This window comes from Acinetobacter schindleri CIP 107287 (genome assembly GCF_000368625.1).
GTDB classification, from domain to species: Bacteria; Pseudomonadota; Gammaproteobacteria; order Pseudomonadales; family Moraxellaceae; genus Acinetobacter; species Acinetobacter schindleri.
In genome coordinates, this window is record NZ_KB849579.1 from 1 (window position 1) to 12,043 (window position 12,043).

Annotated in this window: 10 protein-coding genes and 1 pseudogene; 3 read left to right on the forward strand and 8 right to left on the reverse strand. The window is 36.5% G+C overall.

The genetic code is table 11. From position 1 onward, the window contains the following. Nucleotides 1–220 precede the first annotated feature (220 nt). The 8 genes from cas6f to F955_RS13295 form a co-directional block, all read right to left on the reverse strand. Nucleotides 221–835, reverse strand: coding sequence for a type I-F CRISPR-associated endoribonuclease Cas6/Csy4 (gene cas6f / locus F955_RS13260; protein WP_004895759.1), 615 nt, complete (start codon nt 833–835; stop codon nt 221–223). A 1-nt stretch (nt 836) separates the two neighbouring features. Continuing rightward, nucleotides 837–1,847 carry a type I-F CRISPR-associated protein Csy3 gene (gene csy3, locus F955_RS13265; protein ID WP_004895761.1) on the reverse strand — a complete coding sequence of 337 codons (1,011 nt, stop codon included), beginning with the start codon at nt 1,845–1,847 and terminating at the stop codon, nt 837–839. 26 nt (nt 1,848–1,873) lie between these two features. After that, on the reverse strand, nt 1,874–2,815 hold the full coding sequence (csy2, locus tag F955_RS13270) for a type I-F CRISPR-associated protein Csy2 (protein WP_004895762.1): 942 nt from the start codon (nt 2,813–2,815) through the stop codon (nt 1,874–1,876). Then, complete coding sequence (locus F955_RS13275) at nt 2,815–4,128, reverse strand: type I-F CRISPR-associated protein Csy1 (protein WP_004895765.1); 1,314 nt, start codon at nt 4,126–4,128, stop codon at nt 2,815–2,817. The genes csy2 and F955_RS13275 overlap by 1 nt, the downstream gene beginning before the upstream one ends. An 11-nt stretch (nt 4,129–4,139) precedes the next feature. Further along, on the reverse strand, nt 4,140–7,538 hold the full coding sequence (cas3f, locus tag F955_RS13280) for a type I-F CRISPR-associated helicase Cas3f (protein WP_004895766.1): 3,399 nt from the start codon (nt 7,536–7,538) through the stop codon (nt 4,140–4,142). A gap of 5 nt (nt 7,539–7,543) precedes the next feature. Further along, nucleotides 7,544–8,503, reverse strand: coding sequence for a type I-F CRISPR-associated endonuclease Cas1f (cas1f, locus tag F955_RS13285; RefSeq protein WP_004895768.1), 960 nt, complete (start codon nt 8,501–8,503; stop codon nt 7,544–7,546). Nucleotides 8,504–8,659: 156 nt separating this feature from the next. Next, complete coding sequence (locus F955_RS13290; protein ID WP_004895770.1) at nt 8,660–9,709, reverse strand: HNH endonuclease; 1,050 nt, start codon at nt 9,707–9,709, stop codon at nt 8,660–8,662. Nucleotides 9,710–9,711: 2 nt separating this feature from the next. Beyond that, nucleotides 9,712–10,302, reverse strand: coding sequence for a class I SAM-dependent methyltransferase (locus F955_RS13295; RefSeq protein WP_004895771.1), 591 nt, complete (start codon nt 10,300–10,302; stop codon nt 9,712–9,714). 151 nt (nt 10,303–10,453) lie between these two features. Here F955_RS13295 and F955_RS13300 point away from each other — a divergent pair, with 151 nt between their 5' ends. The 3 genes and pseudogenes from F955_RS13300 (at nt 10,454) to F955_RS13310 (ending at nt 11,944) form a co-directional block, all read left to right on the forward strand. After that, complete coding sequence (locus F955_RS13300; protein WP_004895773.1) at nt 10,454–10,783, forward strand: DUF4236 domain-containing protein; 330 nt, start codon at nt 10,454–10,456, stop codon at nt 10,781–10,783. A 99-nt stretch (nt 10,784–10,882) separates the two neighbouring features. Further along, nucleotides 10,883–11,218 (forward strand): annotated as a pseudogene (locus tag F955_RS13305) (hypothetical protein). A gap of 12 nt (nt 11,219–11,230) precedes the next feature. Next, the gene (locus F955_RS13310; RefSeq protein WP_004895776.1) at nt 11,231–11,944 is read left to right on the forward strand and encodes an IS1 family transposase; all 714 of its coding nucleotides are present in this window, start codon (nt 11,231–11,233) and stop codon (nt 11,942–11,944) included. Nucleotides 11,945–12,043: the final 99 nt, after the last annotated feature.

The window sequence follows — 12,043 nt, forward strand, 5'->3', positions numbered from 1 at the left end:
TTTTCTAAGCTGCCTATATGGCAGTGAACAGAAAATGCAGTCTGATTGATTTTAATAAACATTTCTAAGCTGCCTATATGGCAGTGAACAGCAATTTTAAAGCAAAAAATAAAGTTATAACAGTGATTTAACTCTTAAATCTCTCAAAAGACCCAAGTTTTAAACCACTATCATAAGCTATTGATTTTATTAAGCTGTTAAAGAGTATAAAAATATTGGGTTAAAATTCTGGTACAGATGACACCGAACTTAATCCATAAGTGCTAAAAACCTGAGTTTCAGATTTTTCAGCAGATTGCTTTTCGATAAACAATTTAAAACGTTTTTCACTTTGCTGATCTGAAGTGCTCAGGCTTTTCATTTCAATATAAGGCAAGTTAGTTGTGGTCACCACATTGCTATATCTTGCTAATGCTTCATCAAAACCAATATCACCACGTTTTACACGGTGTCGTGCCAAACGCTGAGCATTGGTTTTCACTTGCTTACGCTTGTAAATGGCATAGCCTTTAATGTCGCTAGGTACTTCACGAATAGAAGTGATATGTACATAATCTTCTAAACGATCAAGCCAATGTCTGATATCTAATTTTTTTAAATCAGATTCAAAGTCAGCAAATAAACGTAGCTTTTTTCCTAAATTAATCTTCGCTTTTTCATTATCGCCTTTTTCTTCATAAATATAGTGAGGAAAAGACACACCAATATTGACTTTCTCCTCAATATTTTTTTGTTCCGCTAAAGCAATATGCAATTGTGCATAAAGCTTAGACCAAATGAAATAAGGAGAAATTTCAGCCTGATCAATCAAGGTGATTTCTTGATAAAATTTCATATTAATCCTTAGAGCTTTGACCAAAAACACCACCACGTACGAGCACAGCCATCACATAATGCTCTTGTTCAATATTTTCTAAAGATTCTCCTAAAGCATATTTATCAAATAAGCTAAAGAAATCCTGTTTGGCTTTAGGTGTGCGATACGCTTTGCCTAAGTTCGTCACAGCACCATAAGGTTCTATAGCAATAGCAGATTTTTGCTCTTCAAAGTCTGGATACCACGTATCAATGGTACGTAATGCATTACCAATTTTTTGAGAATGCATCGCAGCTACGTCATTCACTTGATAAAGAATTTTGCTCTTATCGCCCTTACCTTTATCTAAAACAAGTTCTTCACTTGGATAAACTTCCTGAGCTTTTCCAACTAAAGCGTAAGCTTCTACTTTAATTAATAAGTAAGGTATTTCACCTTTTAAAGCTTGTGCAATTTGATCTGCTAAGTTTTGCACCTTAGCATCTACACAGTCAAAATCATGTAATTTATAATCAAAGGCATTAAACGTTACAGCATCACTTTCATTAACTTTCACTACAACTTCAATCTTTTCTGCACCTACACGGTTACGCCACAAAAAGCGCGCATTAGCAATATTTAAGGCATAACGTTTAGCTAGCTCAACAAAACCATGAGTTTGAATATAGTTTTTCGCTACTTCTTTATATGAATTTAGAAATGTTTCATTATTACATGCTGATGGTTGTTCAATACCACCTAAAACTTTTAAAGTGAATGCGACTTTTAACGTATCTTGATGCTCTGCTAATGCACATGCATCAACAATTTGAAGATTAGCATTTTCCACTTTAGCATCTAATTTTAATGGATCAGCATCAGCAGCTTTTAAACGGTTTGAGATTGTGCCACGCACTGACTTTTCAATCAGCTTTAAAGCGGATTGTTCTGTACGATTTGCCCATGTTGTTCCATAAAAATAACCATCAGACGGAACGAGTTTTTTTTCAAATGCAAGAACACTTGCAACTGCTTTTTCATTTTTAGCCATGAGTATTTTTCCTTGTAAAGTCTAAATTAATGTGTATTTTGGTTTTGACATAGATATAAATTATTTTCTAAATCAACATGGTATTGCCATAATAACTGGTCAATACTTTCAATCCGATATGGCATCACAAACTCACCTAGAGTCAGCACACTTTCTGCAAAGCGATGTGGTGTATTGGCATCTCGCTGGTTTTTGGCTTGTCCGAGTTCTGAAATTCCCTGAAAACCCACTGCAATAGGAACAAGCCAGCCTTGTGCTTGACGTTTTGATGTCCAAGTCACTTTGCCTTCATCATCTTGAATTGAACTATGGGTGACTTTGAGATAATCCAAGACACTATCCAAAGCATCTTTGCCCTCTTGCATACTTTGTATAACCAAATCACGACGTTCGATGAGTACATGCCCAAGCATCAACTTATTTAAAATCGGACGTAATTGCTGTGATTGATCTTCATCATCATCAAAATTTAATATTGTGCAGGGCTTAACTGAGAGCACATCACCACTCGCAAATTTCATACCAGCCACAATCTCATGTACAAGCTCTAAAAGCTGATCTCTCTGTCTTTTAGATGAACTTTCAATTTCAATCAATAAAGACACTTCTAAGTGACAACGAGCTTCTTCGTTAAAAGCATCTGATGTTAGAGGAGCATCATATTTGGATTTATAAACGTCTTTAGGATATTTTTTTCCATAGTCAGCGTCAAAAATTGATGCTTTTCTATATACTTTTAAAGATTTTACAAAATCCTTTTTTCCCTTATAGGTTTGCAAATTAAACTCATGGCAACTCACTGCTACTTTCTTTAAGTTAAGATCACATCCTTGTTGCTTGAGTTTACGTTGAAGTGCATGCACTGCCCCAAGCCATGCGGTCATTGCAGGAAAACCAATCGTATAAGGACTGCTCATGGCATTGGCATTATGAAGTTTAAGATGCGGAATCAATAAAAAATGACGCATTAAAAAAACTCCTTGGCTTGTCGCAATGATTCTTCTACACGCTGTTTCACATCATTGATTTCAGCCGTTCCCAACATTCCAGCTTCACTAATGATTTTTTCGTAAGTGCGTAAAATCCAACGCGCAATGTCTTCACTCAGCTCATTACGCCATTCACTATCATTTTCACGTTGTTCTGCGTACATTGAATCAAGCCAAATACGCTGTAGTTTAGGTAAACTTGCGTAATATTCTTGTTGTGACCATCCCGCAGGATGAGATTCTCGGATTTTTAGTCCTTCTAATATGACTTGATCAATCACAAATTGAAGGATGTTTCGAATTGCAGTTCTTATATCAATATTGTTTAGATCTAACTGCATAAATTTATGCAATTGCACAAAACTATCTTGATAATTTTTTCGATATAAACACTGCGCAAAAAAATCAGTTCTTGGCAATCGTACTGTACGTTTTTCTAAAATAGGTGGACAGCTTGAAAGTAAATAAGCAATGCCCTTATTTTTGACATTTAACAAACTATAATTGCCCATTTTGATGAAATCACCATTACTGAAACCAATTTCAGTAATGTCAAAAACTTCACTAAACCCGCCTTCTAAAAATTTATTCTCTTTTTTAAAACTTCTAGCATGTTGTCCATCAACCCAAATATTCATATCATCAATACGATTTTTTACTTCATACATCAACATTGATGCTGTTTTAACAGATAATAAGTGATATTCATTATTCCCTATTGGGAAATACACTTGTCTAGTTGAGCTATGCGTTTCAGGTGTAGATTTTTCACCATAATAAACTTTTAAACACTTTGCTTTTATGTATTCGAAATCGGCTTTATTTTTTTCAAAAAATTGAATTAATGATTCATTATTGTCTTCAAATTTATGAATTAGTTTCTGATCATTATCCAAATCTTGATCGAGTAAATCATACAGTTCATACACAATTGTATTCGTCGCCGAGTTACCTGATACATCCACTTTATTCTTTAAATGAACATTGCCAGTTTTGATATAACCATCATTCACATAATGACCTAAAAAAATTTGACTCGTATCTGTGTCAATTTTGGCATTGGTAAATTTTGCAGGATGGGTTGTGACATTTGGCTTCACTTTACGAATGATATTGTCCAACCATACTCCTATATTATATTTAGCATCTGCTTCTCCCTGATACTCTAGACGTACCTTTAATCGAGCTTCTTCATCAAATTCATTTTTTTTGCCACGTAGCTTAGAATTAATTTTTGACTGTAAAAAATCTTCCTTTCGTGCTTCCAAATAGCTTACGATAATATTTTGCATACCCCCTCCCTTTATTTTGAATGTTGAATCACTAAGCCAAATTGGTCTGAATACATCAGTGTTTTATTCTCGTCATATTGTGGCAACATAATTTCCCCATAACGTTTTGATAATTCTTCTATTTCGTCTTCAATGTGCTGATTTTCTGAAATTTTTTCAATAACCATACGACACAATATGTCGCTATAGTTTCGATTAAGCCATAAACGTTGCTGTTCTAAATCAGTCATTTCAGAATATTGAATCTTGTAAAAACCATTTCGATCAATATATTGTCCAAAATCATCTTTTTCAGAAAACACAAGCTTACGATCTTTCCATACTGCAAAGAGCTGAATATTGGGTGAGCTTTGTCGAAATGGCATAAACTGTTGCGGTAAAGCCGTTAAAAACCAATACTGCGTTAACCAAGCATTTAATGGTTTTGCTCCAACTTGCTTATAATTGGTAAGACTATGTGCTAAAACTGCATGTTCTAAATCAGCTAGTTTTTCGGTAGCTTTTAACGGTGAGTTGGCTTGAATTCTTGGAATAGCATTAATTCCAGCCTCTTCATTTAAATCCATCAGATCTGATAAATTTTTGGTCTTTAATTTAAACTTATCATTATTGATTTCAAAACCTGGTTTTTCAAAAGCCACTTTCGCACCACGCAGCCCTTTTAAATTATATTGCAACAGACCAATATTCGGCTGTTCTATATCTTTTTCCAAGCTACGGTGGCGTAAAACCCGCCCTGCCAATTGAATAATGGAACGATAAGAAGAAGGTTCAACAATTGCCCAATCAAAATCGTGATCACGCCCTACTTCTTCCACAGGTGTTGCCACGAGGATAAAAATCACATGTTCACTATCCGTACTGTCCAAATGCTGACGAATCACTTCATTTGAAAATGCGATAGGCTGTTCATGTTGTTTTTCTTTACGCTTGAGTACGGTATCCAAATGACGTTCTTGCTCACTACGTAACAATAAAATCTGCCGACTGTGGTACGCCATCGCACGAGGAGCAATTTTTTCTGACCATTCAGCATTGAGTAAAAATTGTGTGAGTGCAACACAAGGTGGAATATTGGCAACGCGTAACACTCCAAATGACACTTTTTTCCCTGTTGTTTCATCAACTGTATGATGGTGATGATGCAATTTTTCTATATGCTGACGAATACGATCAAAATATTGTTGTTGCAGACTTTCCTCAAGTTGCTTCTGTTCTTTCGGTGCCACCAAATCATGACATTCAATAATATAAGCTTTGTGTTTAATCACTTGTTGTACTAAAGCTTTTGACCGAATTTCAACAAATGCTTCATGAGCATTTTTATACTGCTGAATCGTGTTATCTGATATTAAGTCAATACCTTGGATTTTTGACTTAAACTCATCTACCCACATGCCGACTGTTTGAACTTGTTTGAGCTTTTTAAAAGCGCAATATACTCGCCATCCTTGCTGATATACATTGAAAAAACCTTCTGCTAATGCTGGTGGAATCGTTGCCGATGAGATCATCACTTTACGACCTAACATCGCTGTAAGATGAATTAATCGAGCAATCGCAATTAAATCTTGGCCATTGAAGTCATCTACTTCGTCGATGACTAAATCAGAAGAAGATAGGCGTAAACTAGGTAAAATATATTTGCCACCACGTTTAGTTTCAGTTGCCGACATGATGTGATCAATCGTACAGGCTAAAACAGGCTTATATAAAAAGGCTTTATTACGTTCGGCTTGAGCTTGTGGAAATAGAACATTCATAAAATCAGCTTGAGGCATTTCTGCATAATCAAGCTCATTGTCTAAAAGCTGTTCTAAAGATTCCGAACCGATTTCATCCAATGGATTCTCATCTTGATTATTCTGTTTCTGATGCTGTTGCTGATGTAATTCTTGTACAGCTTTAGAACCAATTAAGACCGCAAGTTCATCATTACCCAAACCAATATCTTTACGGTATGAATCTCCAGTTTGTAAAGTTAAAGTCCGTAGCCCCAATGCCAGCACATAACGTAGTGATAGTCCATCTTTAGATAAGGCTTGCATAATTTTGGCATTAGCAATGGTTTTACCTTTGCCTGTACTTGCCATATTGACAATAAACCATCCCTGTTCGATGTCATCGTCATATTTTTGTCGAAATTTTTTGATCTCTTTAACTGCATGATCTTGCCATTCAAAACCTTGCGGACTTTTCTTTTTTAATTTTTGAATATCATACGCAGGTTCCATTTCATCCGCTAAACGACTTAAGGATTGTACAACACGCATGGCATTTTTACTGACATGTACTAAATGTTCATCTAAAAATTGCTTCGGCTGTTTAGTTTTATGATCAGTATTAGCAATTAAGCTCAAATTTGTTTTCCACGTTTTATCCGCATCACAAGATGAATAATAATGATCACCCAACATCAAACATAAACGTGCATGGTGTAAAACTACACGCCAACTGCCATCTTTTAAGACCTGTGCAATATTCTCTTGCTCTTGCAACAAACGCCTAGACCATTTTTGAATCTCTTTTGTCCATGATTGAGATTGGCTTAATAAACCTTGTGGAAATTCAAAACACTGTTTTAGGCGTTGCTGATATTCTTCTTCATCGAATTTATTTTGATAACCCCATTCAGCTTGAATATAAGAAAATAATGAAGAGAAACTTCTTACATCTTCATCTATAAAATCTTCTAAATAATCTTTTGACTTTTTATTTTCATCTTTAGATTTTAATGTAGGTAATCGATGGTGTGACACAATTAACCATGCCACCAACTGAGCTAAAGGTGGTAAATAATCCAGAGCTTTGGTTTTGTCTAAATTCTTTAGGACTGTTGCTTTAAGTTTGCCTTCAACCCATGATTGATGAATGAATAAATTCAACCATGCCTCATCATTTTTTGGATTTTCTGAAGAATGTACTAAGGCATTAAGTAATAAACAGGATATCCACTCATGGCGTAATGGATCACCCTTTATACTCTGTTTATTCTTTGGTTGCAGTTTTTCTTGAAATAAAACTGTGGCTTTTCCCCAATCATGTAATAGGGCTGAAATAGCTACTAATGCTTTAATTAGAGGTAAATAATGCCAATCATTTTCCCATTTGTTTTGATCTAACTTTTTCTGTGTAGTATTTACTGGCACAATTCCCTCAGCATTAAACTTATTCCGATTTCCTACAATCCATAGCAATTCACTTCTACGCCGTCCTCGAATCCAATGACAACTCACCGCTGTACTTTTGGTCACGGTTTTACGCAATAATTTTTTAACAGCTATTAGACCTTCTTCGGTAATGATGGTTTGCCACGTGTTATCGCCAATCCTGTCAGCAAAAGCATCCAAAACACGTCGGGTGCGTGGAATGGCTTTCTTTTCACATTGGGAAATAAAAGTCACAATCATAATGCTTACTCCTCTACATCATGATTTTTGCAAGCTTGTGCTTTGACTTGATCAAACATAAAGTCGAGTGCTTTATGCTCGGTAAATTTTTGCAAAATCTGCTGTCTAAATTCTTGCTCAGTCATTTTCTCTTTGGCACAAATAAACGCGTACGGTAAAACCACAGCATCCTTAATTAAATCTGCCACATCAAACACTAAAGCCCCTCGACGCGTCTTGCCATGCATGACTGCAAAACCGTGTGGAATTCCAAGTACCCAAAGTGTTGTCGCTGCTAAACCATAAGCCAGATAATTGCCATGATTTAAAAAATCATTAGCTAAATCACCTTGTTCAGGGTTACGGCTAAAATCTTTTAAGCCTGTACGTGTTGCTGCAATTTTATAAAGCTGTTTTGTCGTTGCTGCCTCTGTAAGGAGTAAATCACCTACTTTGGTTTGCTGTGGAATTTTATTAGCAAAGCCATCTAAAGCTTGTGTTATATCTAAATCATCAATATAAAAGCTGTACTCTTTTAAATCTCGGTCTTTTGACCAAATTTTTCTTATAAACTCAATCCGCGTGAGTTGAAATTGTTTAGCTACTTCTAGGCGTTTGGTATCATCAAACCAAAATTGCATCCAGCCTTGCATATACTCAGTTGGGCGATATTCACTCTGTGGTGTCATCCACTCGATTTCACAGCCCATAAAAAGAGGCGTTCCACCACCACCCGTAAAACCTACAAGCACCCCTGCACTGGCAAGCATACGCATGGCTGCTTGAGTAATCGATGTACCTGTACCCAATAAAATCACTGTAGTATTGGCAATCGGAATATTCCAATATTGATTTTCGTTTTTAGCCTCAGTCAGATAAAGTACTCGACCATCTTTCTGCATCACACGACAATGTTCAAGATAGTACAGATTGGCACGTTTCGAATGTAATATTGCTTTTAGATCTGATGGATTGAGCTGTTCCATTCTTATCATCAATTATGAAGAAGAGTTGTCCTTAAAATATCCTTTTCCAATAATTATTTGAAGAAATTTCAGGAAATTAACGTCACATATTGACGCAGTCTTTTTAAAGAATTTGTGTGATTCATACAGTTAAAAATATTTTTGAAACTTAATAGTTTAATACACTCGGGCTAATATCTTCTTCTCTTTTCCCCCCAACCAGACTAAATACTCATGCTCAATCGCCTGCTGATAGGCCCAGTCTGCAACCCGATGTGAACGCCGCAGATCGGTCAAAAAACCGAGTTGCGAAATCTCCCGACTAATCGCCTGATCATGCAGATGATTACGTTCTCTCCATTGATCTAGGAATTGCTCGGACGCTAGATAATTACTTTTCTGTGAATTACATTTATCATCTGCCAGGACAAAATTATGTCCGGTATCGGCAGGATATAGAGACCAGGGAATAAAATGATCCACGGCATATTTTGAGTTTTTCAGGCTTTTGCCACAGTAAAAACACTGGCATTGCTGTAAGTCAATTAAGAAGTCCGCGACCTGCCCCAATTGATTACGACTTGGAGCAAACATGAATTCATCTAGGTCAGGCAAGCCATCAAGTACAACTAGGTTCTGCTTGTTCAGTCGGACAAAATCAATCCAGCGCTTCTGGCACAGCTCTTCAATAATTTCACTGAATTGTCTTAAGCAATACATCACCTTGGGCAACAGCTTAAGTGACTGTTTGCAATCCTGCAGATGATAGAGAAACTCTACCGTTTGACCATTCAGATTCTGCAAATATACTACCGGCATTTGCTTAACCGTTGTCGCAACTGTTCGCTTCAGCCTATTCCAGTAAAGTACATTCTTTCTCAACGCGGCCAAGGTCTTGAATTGTTGCTGTGCATTCTGAATTTCACTGATGATCTTTGCCTGCTTACCAGTGCTTTGATGAATAGTAAAAGGCTCATACTGGTTAAACTGAAACGGCAGAGACTGTTTCCAGTACAGGTCAATAAACTTTTCCGCAATATCCTGATAGTCCAAATGCAAGGCAGCACCGGTATCTTGACCCTGTTCAATCGCCAGACGCGTGATACTTATCAGCAAAGCAAACTTATATGTCGAAGTAAAAGTCCCTGACTGCAATATCTGCTGAATATGCTTCAAGAATTTCAGCTGTTCTTGAGGTGTTGGTATTTCAGCTGTACTAAATAACATGGCTAAGCCTGCATTTTTCTAATCAGGATATTTAACCACTCTTCTGTACGGTCTGGACGTTTATCTACTGTAATCCATTGCTGTAAAAGTAAAGCCTGGTCGATTTGTTTGAGTAAGTCATGAGCTTGCTGCTCATTTAGATCAGTAAAGCTACGCCCCTCTTTCTCACGATCTGTATTTCCATATTTAAAAGACATATAACACACACCATTTGGCTTTAATGCTTTAAATATGCGCGCCAGCACTTCAGTCAGGCGATCTCTTTCACAGTGTAAAAGAGAAGCACAGGCCCAAATCCCATCATACTTAGCTACTTCATTCAGCTCATAAAAACTTTGCTGACGTACCTCGATGCCTGTCAGCTCTCTCGCCTTTTCAACCAGCTCGGTAGAATAATCAATTGCCTCAACTTGATAGCCTTTTTTCTTAAATGCCAAAGTGTCCCGACCCGAACCACAGCCCAAATCCAGGATCAATGCCTGTTCCGGCAAATATCTTAGAAATGGTGCGTAAAGACTTTCCATTTCAACCTGATAGGTATTTTCAAAAAATGCTTGAGCATGTTGATTGTAATAATTTGATGTTTGATTCATTGTCTAAAAGCCAATATCTTATGTTAAAGAACATACTGATTTTTCACTAGATAAGTCAAATGATCAGTCCTATGAATGAATCAAACTCTTATTTCACTGTATCCGGACAACTGAGATAGAAACCAAACTGGTTCTTGTAAATGGAAAAAATATGGGCTTCAGATTTCGCAAGAGTATTAAACTGCTACCTGGATTAAAAATTAATCTGACGCATAAAGGCATTAGTAGCGCGAGCATTGGCAAACCTGGTGCTTCTTTAAATATTGGCAAAAAAGGCACCCGAACCAGCGTTGGTATTCCAGGCACAGGCCTATCCTATTCCAAGCACCAACCCTATAAAAAAAGAGCAGGCAACCAAAAAATTCCTGCTCAGGAACAACAACCACTCTATACATCACATACTGAGAAACCCAAATCGAATGTCTGGATTTGGGTAATTTTTGGATTATTTTGTTTTATTGTCGGGGCAATTATTTTTTGAATTTAGCCATTCTTTGTACCCCATAATATCCACTGCTAGGCAAAATTTAATTCATTCATTACTATGGACGGATATTAAATACAATAAAGGCTGCCGCTGATGTCTGATAATGACAGTACTATGGATTATGATGAAAATGATTTAATCGATTCTCCCTTGTCTCAAATTTTAAAAGAGGATAATGAGCAAATTGAAGTTCTAATTTATCGATTACCCGATAGTGACTGGACACTGGAAGTGGTAAACCAAAATGGTACTTCTACGGTATGAGATGAAACATTCCCGTCAGATCAGGAAGCTCTATCTGTCGCTTTAGATGGAATTAAAGCCGCAGGCGGTATTCAGGCCTTTTACGAACTCAGCGACCTCGAAGCAAAGAAAAATATTTGGTGGTGTATCAAAAAGTATGCTAAAAAAAAGCAGGTTGAATTTTGATAAAACAGAGAAATGCAAATAACTCTAGAAATCAAATGGCCAACCTGCCTCAGTGACAGTATAAAGAAAAATGGCATCAAAGTAGATGGGAAACAAAACTACCAATGCAAAGACTGCAAACGTCAGTTTATTGGTGACCATGCTCTGAGCTATCTAGGATGTAATTCTGGCATTACTCATAAAATATTACAGTTAATGGTCAGAGGCAGCGGTATACGAGATATCGCTGAAGTTGAGCGCATTAGTATCGGTAAAGTCTTACGGACTTTAACTGAATCGGCCTATCAAATTCAGCCTAAACAAAGTCATTATGAATCTCTCGAAGTAGATGAATTCTGGACTTTTGTTGGAAATAAAAATAATAAACAATGGCTTATTTACGCCTACCATCGAGAAACAGGTGAGGTTGTTGCTTATGTTTGGGGTAAGAGACATTTAGCTACAGTCCAAAGGTTGAAGACAAAGCTTAAACAATTAGGTATTCACTACACCCGAATTGCAAGTGATCATTGGGACAGTTTCATCACTGCTTTTAAAAACTGCAAGCAAAGTATTGGTAAGTTGTTTACTGTAGGAATTGAAGGTAATAATTGCAAAATAAGGCATCGAATAAGGCGTGGTTTTAGAAGAAGTTGTAATTTCTCCAAAAAGCTTGAAACACCACCTGGAAACCATTTTAAAGCCTTCGACTTAACCTTCTTTTACATCAATAATGGCTTCATTTAATCTCAGCATACTTTTTAAAACACCACCAAATAATTTAATGAGCATTTAAGAATATCAAGCCCATTAAAAATGGGATTGATATTCTTAAAAATTAGGTAA

Coding starts and splice junctions, on each gene's coding strand:
- cas6f (WP_004895759.1), bottom strand. CDS start 835: ATGAAATTTTATCAAGAAATCACCTTGATTGATCAGGCTGAAATTTCT.
- csy3 (WP_004895761.1), bottom strand. CDS start 1,847: ATGGCTAAAAATGAAAAAGCAGTTGCAAGTGTTCTTGCATTTGAAAAA.
- csy2 (WP_004895762.1), bottom strand. CDS start 2,815: ATGCGTCATTTTTTATTGATTCCGCATCTTAAACTTCATAATGCCAAT.
- F955_RS13275 (WP_004895765.1), bottom strand. CDS start 4,128: ATGCAAAATATTATCGTAAGCTATTTGGAAGCACGAAAGGAAGATTTT.
- cas3f (WP_004895766.1), bottom strand. CDS start 7,538: ATGATTGTGACTTTTATTTCCCAATGTGAAAAGAAAGCCATTCCACGC.
- cas1f (WP_004895768.1), bottom strand. CDS start 8,503: ATGGAACAGCTCAATCCATCAGATCTAAAAGCAATATTACATTCGAAA.
- F955_RS13290 (WP_004895770.1), bottom strand. CDS start 9,709: ATGTTATTTAGTACAGCTGAAATACCAACACCTCAAGAACAGCTGAAA.
- F955_RS13295 (WP_004895771.1), bottom strand. CDS start 10,302: ATGAATCAAACATCAAATTATTACAATCAACATGCTCAAGCATTTTTT.
- F955_RS13300 (WP_004895773.1), top strand. CDS start 10,454: ATGGGCTTCAGATTTCGCAAGAGTATTAAACTGCTACCTGGATTAAAA.
- F955_RS13310 (WP_004895776.1), top strand. CDS start 11,231: ATGCAAATAACTCTAGAAATCAAATGGCCAACCTGCCTCAGTGACAGT.